Source organism: Ruegeria sp. YTSC199 (assembly GCF_059609725.1).
In genome coordinates, this window is the sequence record NZ_JBXWMF010000021.1 from 12,121 (window position 1) to 37,602 (window position 25,482).

22 protein-coding genes, 1 pseudogene and 1 riboswitch are annotated in these 25,482 nt (G+C 57.7%); of the genes and pseudogenes, 15 read left to right on the forward strand and 8 right to left on the reverse strand.

Annotated elements, in window-relative coordinates; genetic code table 11:
• Positions 1-78: 78 nt before the first annotated feature.
• The 3 genes from AC2FEE_RS18340 to AC2FEE_RS18350 are packed head-to-tail and all read right to left on the reverse strand — an operon-like array spanning position 79 to position 2,383.
• Positions 79-456: a nuclear transport factor 2 family protein gene (locus AC2FEE_RS18340; RefSeq protein WP_496866782.1), complete on the reverse strand. Its 378-nt coding sequence runs from the start codon at positions 454-456 to the stop codon at positions 79-81.
• Positions 447-1,433: a DMT family transporter gene (locus tag AC2FEE_RS18345; RefSeq protein ID WP_496866783.1), complete on the reverse strand. Its 987-nt coding sequence runs from the start codon at positions 1,431-1,433 to the stop codon at positions 447-449. The genes AC2FEE_RS18340 and AC2FEE_RS18345 overlap by 10 nt, the downstream gene beginning before the upstream one ends.
• The gene (locus AC2FEE_RS18350; protein WP_496866784.1) at positions 1,433-2,383 is read right to left on the reverse strand and encodes a glutathione S-transferase family protein; all 951 of its coding nucleotides are present in this window, start codon (positions 2,381-2,383) and stop codon (positions 1,433-1,435) included. Before AC2FEE_RS18350 ends, AC2FEE_RS18345 begins: the two co-directional genes overlap by 1 nt.
• Before the next feature lie 112 nt (positions 2,384-2,495).
• Here AC2FEE_RS18350 and AC2FEE_RS18355 point away from each other — a divergent pair, with 112 nt between their 5' ends.
• Together AC2FEE_RS18355 and AC2FEE_RS18360 are read left to right on the forward strand one after the other, a co-directional pair.
• Positions 2,496-3,419, forward strand: coding sequence for a LysR family transcriptional regulator (locus tag AC2FEE_RS18355; RefSeq protein ID WP_496866785.1), 924 nt, complete (start codon positions 2,496-2,498; stop codon positions 3,417-3,419).
• 370 nt (positions 3,420-3,789) lie between these two features.
• On the forward strand, positions 3,790-4,545 hold the full coding sequence (locus tag AC2FEE_RS18360) for an SDR family oxidoreductase (RefSeq protein ID WP_496866842.1): 756 nt from the start codon (positions 3,790-3,792) through the stop codon (positions 4,543-4,545).
• 295 nt (positions 4,546-4,840) lie between these two features.
• On the opposite strand, the gene AC2FEE_RS18365 is transcribed toward AC2FEE_RS18360, so the two are convergent.
• A complete protein-coding gene (locus tag AC2FEE_RS18365; RefSeq protein ID WP_496866786.1) occupies positions 4,841-5,248 on the reverse strand; it encodes a helix-turn-helix domain-containing protein in 408 nt (135 codons plus the stop codon).
• Positions 5,249-5,317: 69 nt separating this feature from the next.
• Between AC2FEE_RS18365 and AC2FEE_RS18370 the strand changes: the two genes are divergently transcribed.
• Positions 5,318-6,733 carry an MFS transporter gene (locus AC2FEE_RS18370; protein ID WP_496866787.1) on the forward strand — a complete coding sequence of 472 codons (1,416 nt, stop codon included), beginning with the start codon at positions 5,318-5,320 and terminating at the stop codon, positions 6,731-6,733.
• A gap of 75 nt (positions 6,734-6,808) precedes the next feature.
• A pseudogene (locus tag AC2FEE_RS18375) lies at positions 6,809-7,580 on the forward strand (ribonucleotide-diphosphate reductase subunit beta); the annotation flags it as partial.
• Positions 7,581-7,622: 42 nt separating this feature from the next.
• On the opposite strand, the gene AC2FEE_RS18380 reads toward AC2FEE_RS18375, so the two are convergent.
• Together AC2FEE_RS18380 and AC2FEE_RS18385 are read right to left on the reverse strand one after the other, a co-directional pair.
• Positions 7,623-8,705 (reverse strand): FAD-binding oxidoreductase, encoded by a 1,083-nt coding sequence (locus AC2FEE_RS18380; RefSeq protein ID WP_496866788.1) that lies wholly within the window; start codon positions 8,703-8,705, stop codon positions 7,623-7,625.
• 5 nt (positions 8,706-8,710) lie between these two features.
• Positions 8,711-9,934 (reverse strand): aromatic ring-hydroxylating oxygenase subunit alpha, encoded by a 1,224-nt coding sequence (locus AC2FEE_RS18385; protein ID WP_496866789.1) that lies wholly within the window; start codon positions 9,932-9,934, stop codon positions 8,711-8,713.
• A 112-nt stretch (positions 9,935-10,046) separates the two neighbouring features.
• Positions 10,047-10,250: riboswitch (cobalamin riboswitch) on the reverse strand.
• A 923-nt stretch (positions 10,251-11,173) separates the two neighbouring features.
• Here AC2FEE_RS18385 and AC2FEE_RS18390 point away from each other — a divergent pair.
• The gene (locus tag AC2FEE_RS18390; protein WP_496866790.1) at positions 11,174-12,631 is read left to right on the forward strand and encodes a pyridoxal phosphate-dependent decarboxylase family protein; all 1,458 of its coding nucleotides are present in this window, start codon (positions 11,174-11,176) and stop codon (positions 12,629-12,631) included.
• A 367-nt stretch (positions 12,632-12,998) separates the two neighbouring features.
• Here AC2FEE_RS18390 and AC2FEE_RS18395 read toward each other — a convergent pair whose 3' ends face one another.
• Complete coding sequence (locus AC2FEE_RS18395) at positions 12,999-13,532, reverse strand: ZrgA family zinc uptake protein (protein WP_496866791.1); 534 nt, start codon at positions 13,530-13,532, stop codon at positions 12,999-13,001.
• Positions 13,533-13,763: 231 nt separating this feature from the next.
• Between AC2FEE_RS18395 and AC2FEE_RS18400 the strand changes: the two genes are divergently transcribed.
• The 10 genes from AC2FEE_RS18400 (at position 13,764) to speB (ending at position 24,802) form a co-directional block, all read left to right on the forward strand.
• On the forward strand, positions 13,764-15,035 hold the full coding sequence (locus tag AC2FEE_RS18400) for an imelysin family protein (protein WP_496866792.1): 1,272 nt from the start codon (positions 13,764-13,766) through the stop codon (positions 15,033-15,035).
• A gap of 127 nt (positions 15,036-15,162) precedes the next feature.
• Complete coding sequence (locus tag AC2FEE_RS18405) at positions 15,163-15,456, forward strand: (2Fe-2S)-binding protein (RefSeq protein ID WP_496866793.1); 294 nt, start codon at positions 15,163-15,165, stop codon at positions 15,454-15,456.
• Positions 15,404-15,889, forward strand: a complete 486-nt coding sequence (gene bfr, locus AC2FEE_RS18410; protein WP_496866794.1) for a bacterioferritin — start codon at positions 15,404-15,406, stop codon at positions 15,887-15,889. Before AC2FEE_RS18405 ends, bfr begins: the two co-directional genes overlap by 53 nt.
• 16 nt (positions 15,890-15,905) lie before the next feature.
• Positions 15,906-17,390, forward strand: coding sequence for a di-heme oxidoreductase family protein (locus tag AC2FEE_RS18415; protein ID WP_496866795.1), 1,485 nt, complete (start codon positions 15,906-15,908; stop codon positions 17,388-17,390).
• A gap of 3 nt (positions 17,391-17,393) precedes the next feature.
• Positions 17,394-18,404: an imelysin family protein gene (locus AC2FEE_RS18420; protein WP_496866796.1), complete on the forward strand. Its 1,011-nt coding sequence runs from the start codon at positions 17,394-17,396 to the stop codon at positions 18,402-18,404.
• Between the two features lie 3 nt (positions 18,405-18,407).
• A complete protein-coding gene (locus AC2FEE_RS18425; RefSeq protein WP_496866797.1) occupies positions 18,408-19,490 on the forward strand; it encodes a DUF1513 domain-containing protein in 1,083 nt (360 codons plus the stop codon).
• A gap of 100 nt (positions 19,491-19,590) precedes the next feature.
• The gene (gene speA / locus AC2FEE_RS18430; protein ID WP_496866798.1) at positions 19,591-21,480 is read left to right on the forward strand and encodes a biosynthetic arginine decarboxylase; all 1,890 of its coding nucleotides are present in this window, start codon (positions 19,591-19,593) and stop codon (positions 21,478-21,480) included.
• 22 nt (positions 21,481-21,502) lie between these two features.
• On the forward strand, positions 21,503-22,714 hold the full coding sequence (locus AC2FEE_RS18435) for a saccharopine dehydrogenase family protein (RefSeq protein ID WP_496866799.1): 1,212 nt from the start codon (positions 21,503-21,505) through the stop codon (positions 22,712-22,714).
• Positions 22,715-22,793: 79 nt separating this feature from the next.
• Positions 22,794-23,963, forward strand: coding sequence for a carboxynorspermidine decarboxylase (nspC, locus tag AC2FEE_RS18440; RefSeq protein ID WP_496866800.1), 1,170 nt, complete (start codon positions 22,794-22,796; stop codon positions 23,961-23,963).
• Positions 23,960-24,802, forward strand: a complete 843-nt coding sequence (gene speB, locus AC2FEE_RS18445) for an agmatinase (protein ID WP_496866801.1) — start codon at positions 23,960-23,962, stop codon at positions 24,800-24,802. The genes nspC and speB overlap by 4 nt, the downstream gene beginning before the upstream one ends.
• Here the strand turns inward: speB and AC2FEE_RS18450 are convergent.
• Entirely contained in the window at positions 24,799-25,389 is a 591-nt protein-coding gene (locus AC2FEE_RS18450) for an HD domain-containing protein (protein ID WP_496866802.1), read from the reverse strand. The genes speB and AC2FEE_RS18450 overlap by 4 nt on opposite strands.
• Positions 25,390-25,482: the final 93 nt, after the last annotated feature.

A 25,482-nucleotide genomic window follows, 5' to 3' on the forward strand; every position in this document is an offset into this window, starting at 1 on the left:
TACCGCGCCGGGTTCGGTTAGGAGGATCATGGCTGCTTCGAGACCTTCGAAGCAGCCTATTTGTCCCCTCATGAAGTCCTACAGCGCCGAGATGTCCGCATAGACTACGTAGTCAGCCACTTTGCCCCCTTGCAGGCGAAGGCGCGTAGCAAACGGGACTTCAAGCTCGCTGTTGTCCTTGCGTGTGTAGTGGACTGTCCCGTCGCAGAACACCGTGTCGCCACTCGACCAGATGCCGGTGATAGTATGGCGCATGGCAGCGATGGTCTGAAAAAACGCTTCATTGGCCTGATGGACGAGTTGGCGCCCGTGGATCGGATCGAAGTTCCCGAGGCGAAACCTGACGCCCTCTGTCACAAATCCGACGATGTCGTCTGCGTTCAACGCGTCCACCGCAGTATATAGTCCGGCGATCAGCGATGCATGGGGTGAATTGTCTTGTGAGGCTATCTGCATTCTGATTCTCCGTTACAGATGGTTGAAGAGACGTGCCCGTCAGCGGCAGTTGGAACCGCGTTTGGACGCAAGGCTTTCCAGAGGCAATTCAGGCGGATGTGCCCATTGGAGACGGCCAGCCCGAAGAACAACACCACGAGCGACATCACCAGTGAGATGCGGATCGGCTCACCAAAGATCAAGGCCCCGAAGCCGATGCCGAAAAGAGTGGCGAAGTATCCGACCTGGGCAAATCCGACGCCATCCGTGCGCCGCTGAACCTCGAATGTCAGCACGTAGCTGAGAGCGGTGATAAACCCAATTCCGATCATCGCGGCGATTGAGCCATAACCGTGTATCGAACCGTGCGAGAACTGACCGATGGCAAGGACCGGGAGGCCGATTACCAGCAATTGCAACCCAAGAGTTCCGGTCGCCAGCGCCATGGGATCACCGTCCAGCGGGTAGGCCCGGCTGCGAAACACATTTCCCATTGCCAGCAGAAGCGGGCCGGCCATCGCAACAGCGATCCAGTACGAAGCAACGTCTGACAGGTCAAAGCCGCTATGAGTAGCAAAGCTGATGCCAGCCAACCCGATCAAAATCCCGATCAGCCGGTATGCGGGCAACATTCGCTTTTCAACCAAAGCCGTGATCGCAAATGTGAAGAGCGGTGAGAGCGTGACGAGGGCGGAGTAGAAGCCGGTCGAAACGTGTCCCAACACTGTATAACCAATCAGGGCGGGACCACTGATGCCGAGGATGCCTGCCCCCAGATAATAGGTCAGATACCTGCGATGCAGCGGTGGACGCTTGCCGGAAATCGCCCCAATGACGAACAGAACCAGGCTTGCGATCGAGAGCTGCCAGAATAGCGCCTGCAGCGGTGCTATGCCCGCAATGGCTACGAGTTTGGTTAAGGTAAAACTGACACCGACGAGCGCGCCGATGGCAATGATCAGGGCTGTCGGTGGAAGGTCTCTGACAAAGCGGGGCATCACGCGGCTCCCTTTGTTAGATTCGCAACGAAATTTTGTGGTTCCGGTCCGATTGGGATGATGCCGCTCGGGTTGATGTGACGATGGCTGAGAAAGTAATGCGCGCGTATATGCTGCATATCGATCGTTTCAACCACGCCAGGCAGTTGTGCAATATCCGTAAGATAGCGTGAAAGGGCTGGGTAATCCGAGATCCGATTCCGGTCGATCTTGAAATGCGTTACATAGACAGGATCGAACCGCAGGAGCGTTGGGAACAGCTTCAGATCAACTTCTGTCGGAATTGCGCCAGCCAGAAAACACCGCGTGTTCAGCACGGTTTCGACAACGTCCAGACCCGCATAAAGCTGATGGATCGCCTCGTCATAGGCTTCCTGCGTCGTGGCAAAACCAGCCCGATAGACGCCATTGCGAATGGGTGTCTGGATAATTTCCGCCAGCCGGTCGATTTCAACGGCGAGTTCAGGCGGGTAGAGGTCTGGGCTGGTCGTGTCCACGAAGGCGGCGTTGAGCATCCGCATGATATCTGCCGATTCAGTGCTGATGATCTGACCGCTGAGCTTGTCTATCAGTACCGGGACGGTAATCGCGCCGGTATGGGCAGGTGCGGCGCGTTGATAGACCTGATAGAGGTACCAGTCACGCAGAACGCCGACCGCATCGTCAAAGTTGGATTGGTCGATGACCCAGCCGTCGTCGGACATAACCGGGTCCATCCAGGTGATGCCGATGGTATTGCGCAACCCCTTAAGCGACAACACCAGGTCGACGCCGTGACACCACGGGCAAGCCTTGGACATATAGAGGTGGTAACGTCCAGAAGCCGCCGGAAAATCCGCCTGGGCCTCTGAACTGATCCGACCATGAAAAGAGTTGGGCAACCGGTGAAAACGCCCATCAGATTGCTTTGGCTTGTCGCGCAGAATTCCGTTGATGAGCATTTTGGGCATGGCCACCTCCATCCAATTTGTGTTGAAGACGACCTAACGTGTTTCCTAGGTCGTGATAATTATCTAACTTGAGCACTCAAGGGTGAGAAAAAGTTGACGATGAGAGGAAATAATGATCGAAATTGGCGCCATCCCCATATTTGTCGCTGTGGCAGAAAGCGGCGGCTTTGCCGCGGCTGCGCGGCGATTGGGGATCACGAAATCAGCCGTCAGCAAACGGATAGGCACACTGGAAGCACATCTTGGTACCCAACTGTTTCATCGCTCGACACGAAACATTTCGCTGACTGAAGCCGGGGAAATCTACCTGACACATGCCGTTCAGGCGCTGGGATCGGCGCAGGAGGCGGAAGACGCGGTTTCGGCCCTACAAGGGCACCCGGTCGGGCATCTGAGGATAAGCGCGCCCATGTCCTTCGGGCGGCTGCATATTGCACCGTTACTTACCCAGTTTCTGACCGCCTATCCAGATATCACAATGGACCTGACAATGGACGACCGAGTTGTCGATCTGGTCGATGCCGGGCTGGATTTGGCCATCCGGGCCGGAACTTTGCCCGACTCTGCCCTGATCGCGCGTCGGTTGGCACCAATCCACAGCGTCCTTGTCACCGCACCGGATTATCTCTCGCGGCAGGGCTACCCGCAGCACCCGGAAGATCTATTGGCGCATAACTGTCTGCATTACGCCTATTCACGCGATCCGATGGAATGGGTGCTCCATGGGCCAAACGGCGAGTTGCGGGTACGCTCCAAAGGCACTCTGCGGATAAACAATAGCGAAACGCTTTGCACCGCCTTGCTTGATGGGCTTGGTATAGGGCGGTTGCCGACATTTGTGGCGGGTGCCCATTTGGCCACCGGTCGTCTGGTCCGGGTGTTGCCGGAATACGCCTTGCCCGAACAAGCGCTTTATGCAGTGTTCCCCGAGCGCCGCCATATGCCAAAGAAAGTGCGCGCCTTTGTGGATTTCCTTGCAGAACAGATAGGGAAGGACAGGCCATTTTGGGATGTCGAAGCGGGGCTCGATGCCTAACCGTTGCCGCCGTTGATGATCTTGCTTGTTACGTTTGGCGTCAAAAGCGATTTCGCTCTCGCGGCGATTAACTATACTTGCGGGTCACGCGACAACTGCCAGTGAATTGGGTCAAACAGTGAGAGGGCAAGCGCGTCGCCGGCTTACACTGATGAGGCCCGCAGATTGCACCGGTTCGGGAGTTGGCATCGTTGAGACCGAAACGCCTAATGCTGCCGTATCCGCAAATAGTGGTCTCTATCTGAAGGCGGTATGCCGACCCAGTTCTTGCTCATTCGATTTTGACTGCCCAACAAGCGCGGGAAACGGATCGCTCCGTGCGGATGTTTTTTCTTAACTGACTGGCATGCAGAAACTGAAAGGCATGATCATGGAACTGAAAGACAAAACAATCATCATCAGCGGTGCGAGCAGTGGAATCGGTGCAGCAGCAGCAATGTTGTTCGCTTCAGAGGGAGCGAATGTCGTGTTGGGTGCGCGCAGAGAGGCACGACTGAAAGAAATAGTAAGGCAGATTGAGCAAAGCGATGGGTGCGCTGCTTGCCTGGCGGGTGATGTCCGTGATGAGGCTTTTGCCAAGGATCTTGTTGAGCTGGCAGAACAACGGTTTGGCGGTCTCGATGGCGCATTCAACAATGCAGGCATAGTAGGCGACATGGGACCAATTCCAGAAATGGAATCAATCAACTGGCAGTCCGTCCTCGCGACAAACCTAACCAGCGCATTTTTCGCAGCAAAAGCCCAGATTCCGGCTATGCAAAGACGCGGCGGTGGGTCGATCGTCTTTACGGGAACGTTTGTTGGCTTCAGTAACGGCGGTATGCCGGGCATGGCGGCCTACGCAGCTTCGAAAGCTGGGCTGATCGGATTTACACAATCGTTGGCTTCGGATCATGCGGCGCAAAGTATTCGCATCAATACGATTTTGCCCGGCGGCACAAAGACCGATATGGCCGGTGATGATCCGGCGACGCACGATTTGATCGCTGGCTTGCATCCCCTTAAACGGATGGCCGAACCAAACGAGATTGCTCAATCAGCCGTGTTTTTGTTGTCGGACCGAGCAAGCTTCGTGACAGGCTCTCCGCTAGCTGTTGATGGTGGAATAGCGACACGCCTGCTTTGAAAAACTGCTGTTGGTCGCTTTGTGGCCAACGGCAGCTTCGTCAGCGTCTTGGTCCTTAGTTTCTCCGAGATTCAGCGCCGTCGATCAAATTCAGCTTCAGGGACCTGCACCGCAGCACTCGCCGATGAGGTCTTTGTCGGCAATTGGCAGTCCGAAACGTCGACCTTTCGGGTGGACAAGATCAAATGTACGCCACCGCATGACAACTCCGAGCCCATCTATTCAATTTGTCAGTTTGCAGCAAAAGACCTGCCTGTTGCTTGCTGTCTGCCGCCAGTCTACACAGGCGCTTTCATCACTTTCGAGTGGCGACGGAACGCGACGCAAACTCCATGAGGCGCCTGAACTTCGGGCAGTCCATATGGGTCTCAGCCGGGCAATCGGCTACATGACGCAACGCATCGCGTAGCCGGGTGAGGCCTCGGATCTGTTCGTCGAGGGCATCTGCGCGCAGGTGTAACTCAGAGCGCGGTAATTGCGGCGTTCCATCTTTGGCGAACATGTCCTTGATCTCAACAAGCGAGAAACCCGCCATTTTTCCTAAAGAGATCAAAGCAAGCTGCGTTGCTACCCGTATCTCAAATTGCCGCCGCAGCCCGTTCCGTCCAACCGACTGGATCAGCCCGATTTCCTCATAATAGCGCAGTGTTGAGGGAGGGACGCCGCTCTTTTTGGACAGGACACCGATATCAAGGAGTTTCATACTTGACCTCAAGTTGGCTTGAAGTGGCAGGGTACCTTCTTACGGACACATGAGACAAGAGAATTTACGATGGCCAATACGGTACAGGCGCAATCATCCATTCCCATCCTTATTGCCCTCGCGGCAGCGACATTGACCGCCTCATTGGGTATCAGTATCGCAACGGTACTGCTTCCGACACTGACGCGCAGCTTCTCTGCGACAGTGTTGGAGGTGCAATGGGTCGTACTGGCCTACCTCACATCCGTTACCGTCACGATCGTGTCCGCCGGGCGGCTTGGTGACTTATTCGGACACCGCCGTTTGCTGAATTCTGGTCTAATCATCTTTATTGCAGCGTCGGTTCTAAGCGCGATGGCTCCGAACCTTGGCTTATTAATTGCCGGACGCGCGTTGCAGGGGCTTGGTGGAGCGATCCTGATCGCGCTTCCGATGTCTATCGCACGTGACCTCGTCCCGATAGAGAGGCTGGGCACGGCGATGGGGTTACTCGGGACGACATCCGCTGCCGGGACTGCATTGGGGCCATCGCTGGGCGGTGTGTTGCTGGCCATGGGCAACTGGCGCATGGCATTTTGGTTCCTTGCCTGCTTCGCCGGTATCACGCTTTTTCTGTCCGCCACTTCCATCGCACGCGATTCCGGACGAAGGACCATATCCTTTCGAGAGTTGGATATTCCAGGAACCTCTGTGTTGGTGATCGCCCTCGCAGCCTACGCTTTGGCCACCAGCGGCGCGGCCTCGAGTATTCCCGTGTCATCGGGCGCACTGCTTTTTGCTGTTTTGATCGCGATCCTCTTATTTGCGATTGTCGAAGCCCGTGTAACCTCACCGCTGGTGCCTATGAAATTGCTCCGCGACCAGAGGACAAGTATAGCGTTTTTGATGAACCTGATGGTCAGCTCAATCATGATGTCCACTTTGGTTATTGGCCCATTCTTCCTCGCCTATTCCTTGGAATTGAGTGAGGCGCTCATCGGTTTGGTTATGGCCGTAGGGCCACTGGTCGCCGCGTTCTTTGGCGTTCCAGCCGGTTGGGTGACGGATCGGCTTGGCTCGGATCGTGCGATGATAATGGGCCTCGTGCAGACCACGATTGGCTTGCTGTTCCTGGCGTATCTGCCGCTAAGTTTTGGAGTTGGCGGATATTTAGCCTCACTCATCATGCTGACGCCTGGCTTTCAGTTGTTTCTTGCCGCCAACAACACAGCCGTTCTGATCAAAGCTTCCAAGGAACAGCGCGGCCGCCTCTCTGGCCTTCTCGGGCTCTCGCGGAATTTGGGCCTGATGACGGGTGCCTCTGCTATGCCTGCGTTGTTTGTTGCTATTGTCGGGACAGGAGATACCGCAAATGCTCCGGTTGCGGATATTGCTCGTGCATTTTCGATGACCTTTACGATCACTGCAGGTTTAGCCCTGATCACTCTCGGGCTGGCGATTTACTGCCAAGTCCGGATCACCCGCGAAGCGCCCAATCCCGTTTGAATAAAGCGGCTGAGGAGATCGGGCCGCTTGATGTGGAGCAATTTTGGCAGAGACGAAAATCACGCTCTCGGATCGAAAAAGCCATTGAAACTACTACGGCTAACCGGCCTGACCCTGCTGGACATAATCCAGTACACCGTCGGCGCCCCTACCCTGATGCCAGACGCCGTGACACCACATGAAGAAGCCGATCCGACCAACATCGCCTTCACGGAGGCGGTGCATGCACGCAGCTATTCCTCGATCTTCTCAACGCTTTGTTCGACCAAAGAGATTAACTAAGCCATTCGCTGGCCCGGCGAAAACCCGCATCTGCTGGCCAAGGCCGAGGAGATGAAACGCAAGATCGCTTCGGAATTTCTGGAAAGCTTCCTGTTCTATTCCGGCTTCTACCTGCCGATGAACTGGTCCAGCCGCGCCAAGCTAACCAACACCGCCGACCTAATCCGTCTGATCATCAGCGATGAGGCCGAGCATGGCAATTTCAAAGGCTGCAAGTTCCAGCAGGGCTATGAAGTGCTGTCTGAGGCGGAACAACAGGAACTGAAATATCTTACCGTCGGCCTGATGTTCTAACTCGACGGGATCGAAAACCAATATACCGAAGAGCTTTATGACTAAATCGGTCCGACGCAAGACGTGAAGGCTTCCTGCACTGCAAGACCAACAAGGCGCTGAAAACCTCGGGTTCGCAGATTTGTTCCCACCGGAAGCCTCTGAGGAGAATCCGGCGATCTTGGCAGCGTTGAGCCCGGACAGCGAAAACCATGACTTCTTCACGGGGTCGGGCTCGTCTTATGTCATCGGTAAAGCCGTTGCGACCGAAGACAAAGACTGGGACTTCTGAATTGGACACGGGAAGCGCAGGGCCTGCGCTTCCTCTTGTGTGTCATACTTCGACTTCGACCTTGCCCATTGGGTTCGAACAACAGGCCAGGATGTAGCCTGCCTCGATATCGTCTTCTGATATCCCGCCATTGTGGACCATGTGAACTTCACCGGCGGTTTTCTTGACCTTGCAAGTTCCGCACACACCGAAGGTACAGCCCGACGGTATGATCAGACCAACCGAGCGCGCGGCGGCCAGAACCGTGTCGGTCTCGGCAACCTTGGCAGTCACACCCGAGCTTGAGAACAGAATCTCGGCGCTGCTGTCATCGTCGAGAACAACGTCACCCAGTTCCGGCTGATCCGCCTCGGTCTCCACAGGTGCGCCGAAGCTTTCCTGATGGTAGTTGTCCATGTCAAAGCCAAGACCAGCCAGCGCATCGCGCACGGCCTGCATGAAAGGCTCAGGACCGCAGCAATAGACCTCACGCTCCAGATAGTCCGGCGCCATCAGGCCCAACATCAGCTGATTGAACTGTCCCTGAAATCCGGTCCAGGGGCTGTAACGGTCCGGCTCTTCCACAACAAATTTCAGATCCAACCCATCGGTGCGACTGGCCATCTGCTCCAATCGTTGGCGGAAGATGATCTCGGACGGGCGTTTGGCGCAGTTGATGAAGACAACATCCAGATCGCGCCCCTCATCCCACATGCAGGTTGTCATCGACATCATCGGGGTGACGCCCGAGCCCGCTGAGATAAACAGGTATTTACGCGCCGCGCTTTCTGCATTGGTAAACAGGCCAGCAGGTCCAATGGCCTTGATCCGCATACCGGGCCTCAGGTTGTCCAGCATCCAGCGCGTGCCAATACTGTCGGGTTGCGCTTTGGCGGTGATGGTAATCGACCGAGGCCGCGACGGCGAAGATGAGATCGTGTAGGTGCGATGTACGACTCCACCGGGTTGGCCGGGCGCAGGAATTTCGAGCGTCAGAAACTGACCGGGATGATATGAAAACTGCGCCCCCGAAGGGGCGCGGAACGAAAAGCTGGCGGTATTCGGCATCTCGGGCACGACCGAGACACATTCCAGCATCTCGCCATCCTGCCAGATGGTGGAAGAGGGCGTGTTCATGTCTTTCATCGGCCTTACTCCGCCGCCATGGTGTCCGGCACCAGACGGGCCGACAGTGTGTTGCAATACCAGTCCACAAACTGCAGCACGCCGGATTCCTGAATGGCCGAGTACGGGCCGGGCATATAGGCCGGGCTGTTGATGCCTTGCTGGTTGTCCTCAACCACCTGACGGTCTTCGTCATTCGTGGCGACCCAGACTTCGGTCAGACGTTTCACATCGTAGTCAACGCCCTCAACTGCGTCCTTGTTGACCAACCATTTGGTTGTGACCTCGGTCTCGGTCGGGCTGATCGGGGCGACGCGGAAAACGATGGAGTGGTCAGCCAGAAAGTGGTTCCACGTGGTCGGATAGTGGAACTTCAACAGCGATCCCGCATCCGCAAAGGGCGATCGGCCCAACCAGCGACGCACGGCGGATTTGCCATCCATCGTATAGCTCTCGGCCCCCTCTTTCAGGGGCATACGTGCCAGACGATACTGGCCATCATCGTGCAGATAGAACTGTGATGGCATGCCCGCAGCATGGCACCGGTCGAAATGGGCCTGCATGTATGCTGGCGTTTCGCCGCCTTCGATTCCTGTCACCCCCGGATCATCCGGGAAGGTCCGGCACAGCGCAGGATGGTTGCCGCCGCAGTGATAGCACTCGCGGTTGTTTTCCCAAACCAGCTTCCAATTGCCGTTTTCGATGATCGAGCTTTCAAAGGCGACCTTGGCATTTTTCAGATCATGCGGCTCGAGATACGGGCGCGCGATATTGGCGAACGTATCGAAATCGGGGGCGTCATCCGCCAGACAGATATAGACCAGCCCGGCAAGCTCCCGGCAATGGACGGTCTTCAAACCATGCTGTTTCGGATCGAAATCCGGCCCCATGTCGCGGGCCCACAGCAAGGAGCCATCAAGCTCATAGGTCCACTGGTGATAAGGGCACACCAGCTTGGGCGCATTACCTTTAGCGGCCTTGCAAATGATCGAGCCGCGATGGCGGCAGGTGTTGTGAAACGCCCGGATCTGATTGTCGGCCCCGCGAACAATGACCACACGATAGGCGCCTATGCTATAGGTCACGTAGTCGCCTGCTTTCACCAGTTCACATGCCGGAATGGCAAACAACCAGTCGCGATAATGGATGGTTTCAAGGTCGGTCTGAAAAACTTCGGGATCGGTGTAAAACGCCTGCTCCAGAGCGCAACCTGGATTTCGACGCGCCAATAGGCTTTGAATGTTGTTCACTTCTGGCTCTCCTGCCGCGCCCCGCGGCGTTGCTTGGGCAGATGACAAGGAGGAACAGTCCGGAGGTGCGCGAGGATCACGTCCGAAACCTGTGCCCCCACCGCCACCCGCGGTTTGACATATCTTTGAGGCTGGTTTCCGGACTTGAAAGGGGTTTTCACCCGGTTTCGACACCTTCCCGGGATCCTCGTCCCAGTGGTTGATTATCGAACCTGACCTTCCTTACCGTTGCGGGGGCAGTGCCGGATTTACACCGGCTTCCCAATTCTCCGCCGCCTGAGAATCAAGCAGCGGCACCTCACAATCGCAGGATAGTTTTGACCCATCTTGGCGCTGAAATGCTTGCGACATTTCCCGAGGCAAAACAGACATTGAGGTGTATAAATGGAGTTTAAAAATGCACAAAATCGCTACATTTCAACTATTTTCGGGCGATGCACTCGGCTGAAATCTCCAACCCACAATGGTCGCAACACCAAATTCAACGATATCGAAGTGACCACTTTTCAATGTGTTTGAATGACCGGCCTTTGAAGAGTGCTGAGAAATCTCGGTGTGGTTTCACCACAAGCGGACCTGACAGGTTTTCGTTTCATAAGGTGCGGTTTTGTTGGAGTTGCCCAACCCAATCTGGTCAACTCACCGACAACTGAATCTGCATATTGCTCTTTGCTGAAAACGCTCCTGAGCACCACATCGACCGGTGCGTTCGATCAAGCGCACAGGGGATCACCTAGCTGTTTGGCTTCTTCAAATCGTTCATTCGTTTTGTGGCGGTCGGCTATTTCGACAGCCTCGTCAAATGCACCAGTGAAAAGCGCCACCGCACCGAAAAAGGCCAAAACCGCTCAGTCGGCAGGATCCAGTTGTGACGTGGGCTGGCCCGGTGTCATGGCTGCCTTTTGTTCCAATTCGGCGAAATAGGCACAGCTTTGGGCTGGTTGACCCCCGACCTGATCCGGAGCCAGCCTTAAGGCCTCATTGGCAGGAGCCCTCGCAACTTACGCATATTTGTCTTTCTTTTCTGACGGCGGCGACAAAACAAGAAGGCGGTCCACGGGCAGAGTTCTTCTTGTGATGGCCGTCACAATGCGGTTCATTCGGTTCGATGACCTCTCTGGCTTTTCCGACACTGTTGTATCAGGCCAGAGTCGTCCCTGCGGAAGGCCAAGGCCACGCAGAGATTGCTTTGAAGGCAATCCTCCCGCACTCTCCACTTGAGAAGAGAGGGCGCGGCACATGGGAAACATCAAAGAGGAAACGCTCGACCCTGACGATTGGGAGGCGGCCCGCGCGCTCGCGCATATCGTGGTGGATGAAGCCATCGATCATTTGGAGCAAGTGCGCGAACGTCCCGTTTGGCGCCCAATGCCCGACGACGTTCGCTCTCGACTCAAGGCTGGATTGCCTGAAGACCCCAGCTCATTGGAACAGGTCTATAGCGACTATCGTGCGCTCGTACGCGCCTATCCCATGGGAAACATCCATCCCCGTTTCTGGGGGTGGTACATGGGAGCCAGCAACTTTACAGGAGCATTGGGTGATTTCCTTGCCGCTGTTGAGGGAAGTAATCTTGGGGGCGGGAACACAGGTGCGGCGCAGGTCGAGCAGCAGGTTGTCGATTGGTTGAAGGAAATCGCAGGCTTTCCTGAAAATGCCAGTGGAACCCTGACCAGCGGCGGGTCCATGGCGAACCTCGTTGCGCATACGGTCATCCGGAACCTCGCCGCCGGCTATGATGTGCGCGCGGAAGGCATCGCAGCATTAGAAAGGCCGCTGCGGTATTATGCTTCCGACCAGGTCCATAGTTGCCACCAAAAGGCGTTGGAGACCCTTGGTCTTGGCTCAAAAGCGCTGGTGGAGGTCCCGAGCGATGACCGCCAGCGGATCAGACTCGATGCGCTGGCGGCAGCGATTTCCAAAGACCGCGCGCAGGGATTGCAGCCAGCTTGCGTCATCGGGACGGCAGGAACCACAAACACCGGCGCAATAGATGACCTGACCGCGCTTGCCGATCTTTGCGAACAAGAACGGCTTTGGTTTCATGTGGATGGGTGTATCGGCGGTGTTCTGCGCCTTTCCCCAGACCACGCGCATCTTGTGTCCGGCATGGAGCGGGCCGGTTCCGTCGCAATCGATCCACATAAATGGCTACACGCGCCGTTTGAGGCAGGAGCCGTTCTGATCAAGGATCCCGAGGCGCATTTCGCAACCTTCGAAATGCATGGCGCCTATCTTCAACTTCAGGAACGTGGGACGCTCACAGGTAAGTTCCTTGCAGACTATGGTCTGGAACTCAGCCGTGGTTTCCGAGCGTTGAAAATCTGGATGGCTTTCAAGGAGCAAGGTGCCGCCAAGTTCGGGCGCCTTATTTCTCAGGACATCGCTTTTGCACGTTACATGGCGCGTCGGATCGAAGCTCATCCGATGCTGGAGCTGATTGCCCCGGTAGACCTCAACATCGTTTGCTTCCGCTATATGGCGGCGGATGAGGATGCGGCCAAGGCTCTCAACACTGAGATCATGCTGCGGCTTCAGGAACGCGGCCTTGCTGTCCCATCAGATACGACTGTGCAGGGCAAGCATGGGCTTCGTTGCGCCTTTAACAACCACCGAACAAGGCACGAGGATATTGACGGCTTTTTGCGCGACGTGGTGCGTGTCGGTGAAGAGATCGTAGCAGAGAAAGCTCTCTAGGGGGCTCCGCAGGCCGTGGATGGGTTGTATGGTCAGTGACCGCATCGGACTCTTCGTTGACGTTGAGGACGACGCAACAAAAGCCGACTGGTCGGTTTCGCCCCCCCCCAGTCCACGGCTTGAGCCCAAGGCACCGTTCAGATGACCGCCGCCACCACGATAGCGCCTATTCGTCAGCCCGCCGCTGATGACAGTGCTTGGGACATAGAAAAGCAATAAGTCTTCTCAATGAATGTAGCGGTGACAACATTGTTGATCAGAAACTCTGCAATCTGATCGTTAACCCGGGATTTCCAGATGAGTGAGCTCAGTCTGACCAATATGGCGATGGAAACCTTGACCGCCACTTCCAAGCTGCAGCGTTTGCCTACAAGGGCAGGTTCGACATGGATCGCGTAACCTCGTGCACCTGGATTTCGCCTGACCGATCAACCTCTACAGTCAGTTTCAGGGCGTTCGGAAACCGCTCGAAATACAAGAAGCTGATAGCATCGATCAGGTCGATCGCCTGGCATTGTATCTGGTAGTCGGCCTGAAACTCGGTGTGCTGTTCCTGATCTGCTGCCGCGGCGACGTCGGCCTCGGGACCAAGCCCTTCTGCCAGCAGTGTGACATTGGCCGTTGCCGTGAAACAGGCTGCGACTTCCGGCAGGACAAACAGTTCCAACGGTTTGGACAGATCGGAAATCGCACCGGCGACCAAGGCCCGATCTTCATCGGTTTGCGCCGGGCGCTCAAAGCCGATGATATCCGCAGCAGGCACCGCAAGCGACAAGGACAACTCAGCCTCTGAGACCACGATATCCAGATGCCCCGTGCCATGTTCGTGCTCAATCCCGGCTTGCGTCTGCGACAGAACGACCGCAGGAACCAGAGTCAGGGCGAGAGCTGCGCATCTCATAAACAGGCACCACCTACCAGGGAATCACCGGTTTTATCTTAGTATTTTTCAAAAGCGGCGCAATCTAGGCTCGGGGCCAGCGGCCCCGCCAAATATGGGGAGGGCAAAGATCAGCTAATCCGAGTTTAAAACTCAGGTTGACATAGCTGACTAAATCACTCAGTTTTTGCGCCGTATGCGTCGCACAGGCGGCGTCTGTGAAATTGTACCTGACAGGAAAGTGTCACCCCCATGAGCCGATTTTTTGCTGCCACCAGCGCCCTGACCCTTGGCATCGCATCCGCAGCCGTTGCAGCCGACGCACCGTCGAAAGCTGATGTTCTGACCACCTACGCGAACATTGCCGAAGCCAAATATGATGACAGCCTCATCGCGGCCAAAGCCCTGCAAGAGGCCGTGAACGCCCTGATCGCCGAACCGTCCGACGCCACCCTGAATGCGGCACGGGCCGCTTGGGTTGCCGCGCGCGTGCCCTACCAGCAGACCGAGGTTTACCGTTTCGGCAACGCCATCGTTGACGACTGGGAAGGTAAGGTGAACGCATGGCCTTTGGATGAAGGCCTGATTGACTATGTCGACGCAAATTACGGCGGCCCGACCGACGAAAACGAGTTCGCCGCATTGAACGTGATCGCCAACACCAGCTTTGAGCTGTCAGGCGCGACCATCGACGCCAGTGAAATCACCCCCGAGCTGCTGGCCGAAACCCTGCACGAAGCCGACGGGATCGAGGCAAACGTTGCCACCGGCTACCATGCCATCGAATTCCTGCTTTGGGGCCAGGACATGAACGGCCACGGTGCCGGTGCGGGCAACCGCCCGTATACCGATTATGCCCAGGGGGACGACTGCACCGGCGGCAATTGCGACCGTCGTGCTCAGTACCTGAGCGCCGCAACAGAGCTGCTGGTCAGCGATCTGGAATGGATGGCGGCGCAATGGGCCGAAGGCGGCGAAGCGCGCGCTGCTCTGAACGCAGATGAAACCGCAGGCGTCAGTGCCATTCTGACCGGAATGGGCTCGCTGTCCTATGGTGAGCAGGCGGGTGAACGGATGCGTCTGGGCCTGATGCTAAACGATCCCGAGGAAGAGCATGATTGTTTCTCGGACAACACCCATAACAGCCACTACTATGATGGGTTGGGAATTCAGAACGTCTATCTAGGCAGTTACACCCGCATCGACGGCACCCCGGTTTCCGGCGCATCGCTGTCGGAACTGGTGATCGCCTCAGATCCGTCGCTGGACGCCGAGATGAAGGTCAAGCTGGCTAACACCATGCAGGCGCTGGGTCGTCTGAAATCGACCGCCGAAGCTGGTTTTGCCTATGACCAGATGCTGGAACGCGGCAACGAGGGCGGCGAGCTGCTGATCATGCGCGGTGTTGACGGTCTGGTCGATCAGACCAAGACCATCGAGCGCATCGTGAATGTGTTGGAACTGGACCAGATCAATTTTGAAGGTTCGGATAGCCTGGATAACCCGGACGCGGTCTTCCAGTAAACTTACCCCTGGTCGGAAGCATGATAGACCTCATGCTTTCGGCCACTCTGATCACGCAAGTTTGTCACTGGACGCGAAGAATATAACTTACTAAATCAGTAAGAAACTTATCGAGCTTAGAATCGCCATGATCGTTTGTCACTGCACCAACATCACTGACCACGAAATCCGCGCTGCGATTGACTGGATGCGGGCGTCAGACGCTCAGGCAATTATTACTCCCGGAAAAGTCTATCACGCCCTCGGTAAATCCGCAGATTGTGGCGGCTGCATGCCGCTTTTTCTAGACACCATGCGATCGAACGATAATTTGGAAGTACCCATGCAACTCCGTGCGTTACGCACTGGTGCCACACAGGAGAATATTGATGAAGGGCGACGCCAAGGTCATAGAATACCTAAACAAATCTCTGCGGCATGAGTTGACGGCCGTCAGCCAGTATTGGTTGCACTACCGCCTGCAAGAGGATTGGGGTCTTGGCAGTATGGCCAAGAAAAGCCGCGAAGAATCCATCGAGGAAATGGAGCACGCGGACAAGCTGATCGAACGGATCATTTTTCTGGAAGGCCACCCCAACCTGCAGAAACTCGACCCGCTGAGGATCGGTCAGACACCAAAGGAAACACTGGAATGCGACCTCGCCGCGGAGCTTGACGCCCGTGCGCTTTATGCCGAGGCACGCGAATACTGCCGCGAGGCGGGCGACTACGTCTCTATGTCACTGTTCGAGGGATTGCTCAGGGATGAAGAAGGGCATATCGACTTCCTCGAGACGCAGCTCGACCTGTACGAAAGGATTGGCGAAGCCAATTATGCGCAACTTAACGCATCGAAGATGGACGAGAGCGAATAGCCTCGTTGTCCTGTCGGTGGCCGCCCTAGCGGCCACCCAGCCCGTCGCAGCCGAACTGCAGGATCTCCATTTAAACTTCGAACCCAGAACCGAAGATGAGCGCGCCCGGATCGCCAACGTCATCGTTGCGCCCGAGGATTTCAGCGCCCCACAACGGTTCGAGAACCTGCCCGCCGGGGCCGCCACGGTCCGCGCCCGCACCGATGCGGATGCGTTCTCGCAACCCTCTGGCAATCTGAGTTTTGAGCAGGAGCTGGACTTCAGGATCGGCAACGGGTTGTTCAAGAAAATCTGGGTGTCTTCGCCCGCGTCGACCCTGGCGTCGGACGGCTTGGGCCCGCTGTACAACGCGCGCTCGTGCCAGCGCTGCCACATCAAGGACGGGCGCGGCCACACGCCCGCCGGGCCAGGCGACAATGCGACCTCCATGTTTCTGCGCGTCTCGATCCCGGGCGGCGACGGCCACGAAGAGATCGAGGACTATATCGCCACGCAGCCCGACCCTAACTATGGTGGTCAGATGCAGGACCTGGCCTTGCCCGGCCACGCGGCGGAGTACCGGCTGGACATTACCTATGATGAGGTCCCCGTAAGCCTTTCCGATGGTGAAACCGTCACCCTGCGCAAGCCGAATTATCAGGCGGCGGATTTGGGATACGGCCCACTGCACTCCGAGGCCATGATCAGCCCGCGCGTAGCACCACAGATGATCGGTCTGGGTCTGCTCGAGGCGATCCCGGTCGAGGACCTGCTGGCCAACGCCGATCCCGATGACGCCGACGGGAACGGCATCTCCGGGCGACCGAACATCGTCTGGTCGAAGGAATTTCGTGCACCTATGCTGGGCCGGTTCGGCCTCAAAGCGGGGATGCCGACGATCATGGAGCAATCGGCAGCGGCCTTTTCCGGCGATATCGGTATATCCAGTCCGCTCTACCCTGCGGGTCATGGTGATTGCACCGATGCCCAGGTGGATTGCGTGAGCGCCCCGCATGGCGATGGTGACAACCGTGTGTTTGAAATCGATCAGATCGGCATGGATCTGGTGACCTTCTACAGCCGCAATCTTGGCGTTCCGGATCGGCGGGATGTGGATGATCCGCAGGTATTGCGCGGCAAAGAAGTGTTTTACGACACCGGTTGCACGTCCTGTCATACACCTGCCTTTGTCACCCACCGCATGGAAGACCGGCCCGAACACAGTTTTCAGCTGATCTGGCCCTATTCCGACCTGCTGTTGCATGACATGGGCGAAGGGCTGGCCGATAACCGCCCCGAGGCCCGCGCCACCGGGCGCGAGTGGCGCACGCCACCGCTGTGGGGGATTGGTCTGACCCGAACGGTCTCCGGCCACACTCAGTTCCTGCATGACGGACGCGCGCAAACCTTGCTGGAGGCCATCCTGTGGCATGGAGGCGAAGCTCAGGCCGCCCGCGATACGGTTGTGGCAATGCCCAAGCCCGACCGTGATGCCCTGATCCGTTTCCTCGAAAGCCTCTGACTCATGCGTTTCCTAGCTTTTGCCCTTGCCCTGACGCTGCCCTTCCCGGCGCTGGCGCAGGATCGCGGTCCGATCCTGAATGCTGCGGTCGAGGAACATATCCTGCCCGGCTTTGCGGCGCTTTCCGGCGCGACCGAAGCGCTGGCGCAAGCGGCGCAGGCCGATTGCACCGCAACGTCGCCCGAATTGCGCGCGGCCTATCACACCGCCTTTGACAATTGGGTTTCGGTCAGCCACATGCGATTTGGCCCTTCGGAAGTCGGCGACCGGGCCTTTGCGCTGGCCTTCTGGCCTGACACAAAGGGCTTCACGCCCAAGGCCCTGTCCGGTCTGATCGCCACCGAAGACGACGCCGTCAAAAACCCGGGGGCCTTTGCCGAAACCTCGATCGCCGGGAGAGGGTTCTTTGCGTTGGAACAGATACTTTACGATCCCCGCTTTGCAGATCAGGGCACCGACGCCTATCGGTGCGCGCTGATTCAGGCCATTGCTACCGATATCGACCTGAACGCACGCGCGATGGATGAGGATTGGGCGCGTTTTGCAACAGCGCTGACGCAACCGGGCGAAAACAGGTTCTACCGATCCGGCGATGAAGCGATGCAAGAGCTGTACAAGGCGCTGGTCACCGGCTTGGAGTTCACCGGCGACACCCGGCTTGGCCGCCCGATGGGTACCTTCGACCGCCCCCGCCCCAAGCGGGCCGAGGCGCGTCGATCCGAGCGATCGCTGCGCCATGTGGAACTGTCCCTGATTGCGCTGCGTGATTTGGCCGCGCACCTGTCGGCCGATCACCCCGAGATCAAGGGCGATCTGGATAGCGCATTCGACAAAGCCATCACCCGCGCGCAGGCACTGGATGATCCGACTCTTGCAGGCGTGGCCGATCCGCAGGGTCGGTTCCGGGTCGAGGCGCTGCAGCAGTCGATCGACGACATCCGTGAGATCGCCTCGTCCGAACTTGGTCCGACGCTGGGCATCCGCGCCGGGTTCAATTCGCTGGACGGGGACTGACCCATGCCAAACCGCCGACATTTTCTGGCCGGACTGGCCGCAAGCAGCCTGCCCCCCCTGCGCGGCTGGGCCTCGGTCGGGGCACCGGATTATCTGGCCGCTGCATTGTTTCCGGATGGCGGCTACCGTCTGGCCGGGCTGGAGGCGGGCGGAGATATCCTGTTCTCTCTTCCCCTACCCGCGCGCGGCCATGCGGCTGCAGCCCATCCTTACCGCGCGCAAGCAGTGGCGTTTGCGCGCCGCCCCGGCACCTTCGCGCTGGTCATTGATTGCGCCACGGGCACCGAACTCACACGGCTAACCGCCCCAAAAGGCCGCCATTTCTTTGGCCACGGCGTTTTCTCAGCCGATGGCACGCGGCTTTTCACAACCGAGAATGACTATGAAGCCGGGGACGGCGTGATCGGCATCTGGGACACTGTCGAATACAGACGCTTGGGCGAAATTCCGTCAGGCGGCGTTGGCCCGCATGACATGCGGCTGATGCCCGACGGGGAGACCTTGGTCATCGCCAATGGCGGCATCGAAACCCACCCCGAAACCGGCCGCACCAAATTGAACCTGCCAACGATGCAACCGCGCCTGTCCTATCTGGACCTGAACGGCGCTATTCAGGAGCAGGTGGAACTGCCTCACGCCTTGCACAAGAACTCGATCCGGCACCTGGCCGTGCGCCGGGACGGGCTGGTGGCGTTCGCGATGCAATGGCAGGGAGACAAGGCGAAACACCCGCCGCTGCTGGGCCTGCACCGCCGCGGGGAGGCAACACGCCTGTTGTCGGCCCCCGACACAAAACAAGGCACCCTGCAAGGTTATGCCGGTAGCATCTCTTTTTCCGGCGACGGCAAAACTGTTGCCATAACCTGCCCCCGCGGCAACGCCCTGCATCAGTTCGACGTGGCGACCAGCCAGCTATCAGGTGCATTTCCGCTGGAGGACGTCTGCGGTTTGGGCCCCGGACCCAAAGGTTTTGTCTTCACCACAGGTACCGGAATTGTTGGCGAACTGAACGCCAAGGTCCAAATTTCCGCGCGACCGGACTGCCAATGGGACAATCACCTGATCCCCATTCGCACGACCGGATAAATTCGGCAAACCCCGTCACATAGATTACACTTGGACGAATCGAACTGCTGCCGTATTGGCGGGCGCTAAACTGGCACTCCTACGTTAAGGACCAACTTGATTGAAACAGACGCCCGACGCACCGCATTCCATCTACGGGGTTGAAAAATGGGGGAAGGGCCTCATCGAGGTGACAGAGGATGGCGAGATCGGTCTGCGCAATCCAATGGCACCCGAGGCGGCAGCGATCAGCCTGCCCGGCATCCTGCACGATCTGGACGAACGTGGCATCAAGGCGCCGATGTTGCTGCGCATCAGTTCCTATCTGGAAAATGAGATCGCCCATATCAACGAAAGCTTTCGCGATGCGATTGCTCGGACCGGTTACAAGGGCAGCTATCGCGGTGTGTTCCCGATCAAGGTGAACCAGCAGGCGCAAGTAATCGACCGCATCGTCGAATTTGGCCAGAAATACAACTATGGGCTTGAGGCCGGATCGAAGCCCGAACTGGTGATCGCCCTCGCCCACCGTCTGGCCAGTGAGGCACTGATCGTCTGCAATGGCGTGAAGGATGCCGAGTTCATCCAACTGGCAATCCTCAGCCGCAAGATCGGGTTCAACACCGTCATCGTTCTGGAAAGCCCGAAAGAGGCCGATACGGTCATCGAGGTCTATAACGAACTGGGCATCGAACCGCTGATCGGTGTGCGTGTCAAACTGACCAACCAGATCAGCGGCAAGTGGGAGGAAAGCTCGGGCGACCGCTCGGCCTTTGGTATGAACACCGACCAGTTGGTCGCGACGGTGGACAAGCTGAAAAACGCCGGACTGCTGCATTGTCTGAAGCTGCAGCATTCGCATCTGGGATCGCAGGTGCAGGACGTCAACGACGTACGCCGCGCGGTGGGTGAGGCCTGCCGGTACTACACCGAACTGACGCGTGAAGGCGTACCGCTGACCCATCTGGACCTCGGCGGTGGCATGGGCGTTGACTATACCGGCGAGAAAAAAGCCGCCGAGAACTCGATCAACTACACGGTCGAGGAATATTGCGCCAATGTGGTGGAAACAGTGGCCTATGCCATGGATGAGGCCGAAGTCGCGCACCCGACGTTGGTCACCGAAAGCGGGCGCGCGGTGGTTGCGACGTCGTCCATGCTGGTGTTCAACGTGCTGGAAAGCACTCTTTACGATGCAGCAACTGCCCCGGCGGTCGAACCTGATGATCACCATATCCTCTCGGATTTGGCGGCTGTGCATGGCTATCTCTCCTTTGAGCGGCTGCAGGAATGCTGGAACGACGCGAACTTCTATCGCAACGAGCTGCGCGCCTTGTTCCGTCGCGGTTATGTCGATCTGCGCCAGATGGCCCGGGGCGAGCGCATCTACCTGTCGCTGATGGCCCGGATCAAAGCATTGGCGGCAAGCGACGAACTGGAAACCGATGTGGACGACCAGCTTGAGAAAGTGGCCGATATCTACCATTGCAACTTCTCGCTGTTTCAATCCCTGCCGGACGTCTGGGCTATCGACCAGTTGCACCCGATAGTGCCGCTGCAAAACCTGAAGCAGACGCCGGACCGTCGCGCAGTTCTTTCCGATATAACTTGCGACAGCGACGGCAAGATCGATCGGTTCATTCTGGCAGATGGCGTTTCACCCAGCTTGCCGGTGCACTCCCTGCCCGATGACGACGAGTATTTCATGGGTGTCTTCTTCGTCGGCGCTTATCAGGAGACACTGGGCGATCTGCACAACCTGTTTGGGGATACCAACGTCGTCACAATCGACCTGCGTGCCGATGGCGGTTTCGACCTGCTGCACGAACAGGAAGGCGACACGATTTCCGAGGTCCTGTCCTATGTCGAGTTTGACCCGCAGGACTGTGTCGCCGCCTTCCGCAAAATGGTGGACGAGGCAATCTCGACCGGTACTCTGAAAGCCAAGGACCGCAAAACCCTGATGAGCGCCTATCGCGACTCGATCAACGGCTACACCTATTACGAATAACCCCTTGAGAGGAGACTATCCCATGGGCAAAACACTGGTTGTCGGCGCAGGCGGCGTATCCCACGCAGCGGTGCATAAGATGGCGATGAATTCGGATATCTTCACCGAGATCACGCTTGCCAGCCGGACTAAGTCAAAATGCGACGCCATCGCCAAAGCGGTGAAAGAGCGTGTTGGCGTCGATATCGCAACCGCGGAACTGGACGCCTACAAGGTCGACGATACGGTCAAGCTGATCAAGGAAACCGGCGCCGAGATCCTCGTGAACCTCGCCTTGCCCTATCAGGATCTGGTGCTGATGGATGCGTGTCTTGAGGCCGGCATCAATTATCTCGACACAGCAAACTATGAGCCCGAGGATGAGGCCAAGTTCGAATACCACTGGCAATGGGCCTATCAGGAGCGGTTCAAAGATGCTGGCCTGACAGCCATCCTCGGTTCCGGCTTCGATCCGGGCGTGACCAGTGTGTTCGCCACATGGCTGAAGAAACACAAGCTGGACACGATCCGCCAGATCGACGTGCTGGACGCCAATGGCGGCAGCAACGATCAGGAGTTCGCCACCAACTTCAACCCGGAGATTAACCTGCGCGAAGTGCTGGCCGAAGTGCGTCACTGGGAAGGTGGCGAATGGAAACACTCCCCTGCCATGACCCATAAGGTGGAGTTCGACTTCCCCGCCATCGGTCCCAAGAACATGTACCTGATGTATCACGAGGAACTGGAGTCGCTCTCGACCCACTTCCCCGAGATCGAACGCGCCCGCTTCTGGATGACCTTCGGCGACGCCTACATCACCCACGCCAAGGTGCTGGAAAATGTCGGCATGACCCGCATCGACCCGGTGATGCATGACGGTAAGGAAATCATCCCGATCCAGTTCCTGAAAACCCTGCTGCCCGATCCCGGCGATCTGGGCGCGGAAACCAAGGGCAAAGCCTGCATCGGTGATATCGCCACGGGTCAGGCCAAGGACGGCTCGGGTGAGAAGACCTATTACATCTACAACATCTGCGACCACGAAGAGTGCTATCGTGAGGTCGGCTCACAGGCCGTCAGTTACACCACTGGCGTCCCCGCCATGATCGGTGCAGCCCAAGTCCTGAAGGGCAACTGGACCGAGCCGGGCGTTTGGAACATGGAACAGCTCGACCCCGATGACTTCATGGACATGCTGAACGAACACGGCCTGCCGTGGCAGGTCCACGAACTCGACGGCCCGGTTGAGTTCTAATCTGCTCTTTTTTATCTGGTAAAATTCCGAAGGTCGGGGGCAATGCCCTCGGCCTCTTCACCTGAAGGAGACGCCGGTTATGTCCGACATGATGACCACACAGGCCGGCGACGCCGGAGCTTTCCGCAACTTCGACCTCAGCCGTGTGCCCACCCCGTGCTTTGTGGTCGACGAAATTGCTGTTGAACAGAATCTGACGATCCTCTCCGATGTCGGTAACCGCTCCGGCGCGCATGTGCTGAGCGCGCTCAAGGCGTTCTCGATGTTCTCACTGGCCCCGCTGGTCCGCCAATACCTTGGCGGCACCTGTGCGTCCGGCATCTACGAGGCGCGTCTGGGCCGTGAGGAATACGGCGGTGAGGTCGCAACCTTCTGTGCGGGTTACAAAGACGCTGACATGGACGAGATCCTGTCTCTGTCCGACCACGTCATCTTCAATTCTCCGGCGCAAAAAAACCGGTTCCTCGCCAGGGCCCAAAGTGCGGGTGTTCAGGTCGGCCTGCGAATCAACCCGGAACACTCCGAGGGGGAAATACCGAAATACGATCCCTGCGCGCCCTGCTCGCGCCTGGGTACGCCAGTCAGTCAACTGACCGCCGAAGCCTTGACCAGCGTGGACGGCCTGCACATGCACACGCTCTGCGAACAGGGGTTTGAGCCTCTGCAACGCACATGGGCCGCCGTCGAGCCGAAACTCAAACCCTTCCTCGGCCAGCTCAAATGGCTGAACTTTGGCGGCGGTCATCACATCACCCGCGACGATTATGACCGCGAAGGGCTGGTGGCGTTCATCAAAACCATCCGCGAAACATATGGCATCGACGTTTATCTCGAACCCGGCGAGGCCGTCGCATTGGACACAGGCATTCTGGTCGGGGAAATTCTCGACCTACCCACCAACGGCATGAACCTCGCGATCACCGATATCTCGGCCACCTGCCACATGCCCGACGTGATCGAAGCCCCTTATCGACCCGCCCTGATGGACGAGGCCGAGGCGGGCCATACCTATCGTTTGGGCGGGCCGTCCTGTCTGGCCGGTGACGTGATCGGTGATTTCACGTGGGATCAACCGCTGGAGATCGGCCAGCGCTTTGCTTTCCTCGATCAAGCCCATTACTCGATGGTCAAGACCAACACATTCAATGGCGTACCCCTGCCCACTATTGCGCTGTGGAACAGCGAAACGGATGAGCTGAAAATCATCAAACAGTTCGGCTATGACGACTTTAAGGACCGACTCTCATGAGCATTTTCCTCGACAGTGAACTGACCGCATCCGAACGCACCGAAGACGCCCGATTCCGCGTGATCCCAGTGCCGCTGGAACGCACGGTGTCCTATGGGTCCGGCACTGCCAAGGGTCCAGAGGCGATCATTGAGGCCAGCAATGAATTGGAACGCATCACCGGCCATGCCGAGCCCTGCGTCGAGGGCATCTTTACCGAAGAGCCTGTCGATTGCGACGCCGCCCTGTCCGAGATCATGGACCGCCTCGCCCAGCGCACCGAGGCCGCCATCCGCGCGGGTAAAGTACCGGTGACCTTGGGCGGTGAGCATTCGCTCAGCTACGGCGCGGTGATTGGGGTTGCGCGAGCACTGAACCAGCCCATCGGCATCGTCCAGGTCGACGCCCATGCCGACCTGCGCAACGCCTATCAGGGCGAGAAACACTCCCACGCCTCGGTCATGCACCTGCTGGCCGAGGAAGGCATCCGGCTGGCCCAGTTCGGCGTGCGGGCATTTTCCACCGAAGAGGCCCAGAGCCGCTTGAAAAACCACGTCTTCCACGTGGACGCCGAGGAACTGGTCACAGGCAATATCCACGCCGTCGATCTACCCGCCGATTTCCCGGACCTGGTCTACGTCAGCTTTGATGTCGACGGGCTGGACCCCTCACAAATGCCTGCCACCGGCACGCCGGTCCCCGGCGGCCTGGGCTATTATCAGGCGCTGCGGCTGGTCGAGCACGCTCTGAAAGGCCGCAAATGCGTGGGCTTCGACGTGGTCGAACTGGCCCCGGACGGCAATGCCGCCTGGGATTTCACTGCCGCGCAGATTGTCTACCGGCTGATGGCCGCCTGTTAGTCCTCGGCGGTCTCATTTAGTTCCATGTGGCCCTCACCCTTGTGCAAGATTCGGCGCAGCATGGGCTCGAAGAACTCCAGCGGTTTGGTCGGGTAATCCGGGTCGAACGCCTTCTGATCGTATTCGTGGCAGAAATAGCGGCAGTCCTCCCAATAGGGGCTGTCGCGGTACTTGTCGCGGGCGTTGCGGTCACCGCCAAGGTGGTGGTTGTAGTAGTAGCCCTGGAAAACGCAGTGATGCTTGAGAATCCAATAGGTCTTCTCGCTGACATAGGGCTTCATCATCGCCGCTGACAGCTCACCGTGATTATAGGGTGACAGGATATCTCCGGTGTCATGGATCAGGGCCGCAACCACCAGTTCCTCATCCGCTCCGTCTTCATAAGCACGGGTCGCGGCCTGTAAACTGTGCTGGTAACGATTGACCGGATAGGGCGTCCATTCCTCATCCAGCGAGCGGATCGCGTCCAGAATCCGGTCTGGCAGGGCGGCGTTGAAGCTCTCTTCATACTCCATAACGGCGTCCCAATCGGCCTTTGTGGCCTCTTCAAAACTAGTCCAGGTGGGTTTGTGGCTTTTGTCCAGCATGGCGCGTTCCTTTGGCTAATCTGTTGGCGACAGATTAGCTCGTATCTGATACTCAAAAAAATGAATTGATTTTATCAGCTTGATGAAAAAATA

Bases quoted from the DNA above. Each gene is read 5' to 3' on its own strand.
- AC2FEE_RS18340 (WP_496866782.1), bottom strand. From the start codon at position 456: ATGCAGATAGCCTCACAAGACAATTCACCCCATGCATCGCTGATCGCC.
- AC2FEE_RS18345 (WP_496866783.1), bottom strand. From the start codon at position 1,433: ATGCCCCGCTTTGTCAGAGACCTTCCACCGACAGCCCTGATCATTGCC.
- AC2FEE_RS18350 (WP_496866784.1), bottom strand. From the start codon at position 2,383: ATGCCCAAAATGCTCATCAACGGAATTCTGCGCGACAAGCCAAAGCAA.
- AC2FEE_RS18355 (WP_496866785.1), top strand. From the start codon at position 2,496: ATGATCGAAATTGGCGCCATCCCCATATTTGTCGCTGTGGCAGAAAGC.
- AC2FEE_RS18360 (WP_496866842.1), top strand. From the start codon at position 3,790: ATGGAACTGAAAGACAAAACAATCATCATCAGCGGTGCGAGCAGTGGA.
- AC2FEE_RS18365 (WP_496866786.1), bottom strand. From the start codon at position 5,248: ATGAAACTCCTTGATATCGGTGTCCTGTCCAAAAAGAGCGGCGTCCCT.
- AC2FEE_RS18370 (WP_496866787.1), top strand. From the start codon at position 5,318: ATGGCCAATACGGTACAGGCGCAATCATCCATTCCCATCCTTATTGCC.
- AC2FEE_RS18380 (WP_496866788.1), bottom strand. From the start codon at position 8,705: ATGAAAGACATGAACACGCCCTCTTCCACCATCTGGCAGGATGGCGAG.
- AC2FEE_RS18390 (WP_496866790.1), top strand. From the start codon at position 11,174: ATGGGAAACATCAAAGAGGAAACGCTCGACCCTGACGATTGGGAGGCG.
- AC2FEE_RS18395 (WP_496866791.1), bottom strand. From the start codon at position 13,532: ATGAGATGCGCAGCTCTCGCCCTGACTCTGGTTCCTGCGGTCGTTCTG.
- AC2FEE_RS18400 (WP_496866792.1), top strand. From the start codon at position 13,764: ATGAGCCGATTTTTTGCTGCCACCAGCGCCCTGACCCTTGGCATCGCA.
- AC2FEE_RS18405 (WP_496866793.1), top strand. From the start codon at position 15,163: ATGATCGTTTGTCACTGCACCAACATCACTGACCACGAAATCCGCGCT.
- bfr (WP_496866794.1), top strand. From the start codon at position 15,404: ATGAAGGGCGACGCCAAGGTCATAGAATACCTAAACAAATCTCTGCGG.
- AC2FEE_RS18420 (WP_496866796.1), top strand. From the start codon at position 17,394: ATGCGTTTCCTAGCTTTTGCCCTTGCCCTGACGCTGCCCTTCCCGGCG.
- AC2FEE_RS18425 (WP_496866797.1), top strand. From the start codon at position 18,408: ATGCCAAACCGCCGACATTTTCTGGCCGGACTGGCCGCAAGCAGCCTG.
- AC2FEE_RS18435 (WP_496866799.1), top strand. From the start codon at position 21,503: ATGGGCAAAACACTGGTTGTCGGCGCAGGCGGCGTATCCCACGCAGCG.
- nspC (WP_496866800.1), top strand. From the start codon at position 22,794: ATGTCCGACATGATGACCACACAGGCCGGCGACGCCGGAGCTTTCCGC.
- speB (WP_496866801.1), top strand. From the start codon at position 23,960: ATGAGCATTTTCCTCGACAGTGAACTGACCGCATCCGAACGCACCGAA.
- AC2FEE_RS18450 (WP_496866802.1), bottom strand. From the start codon at position 25,389: ATGCTGGACAAAAGCCACAAACCCACCTGGACTAGTTTTGAAGAGGCC.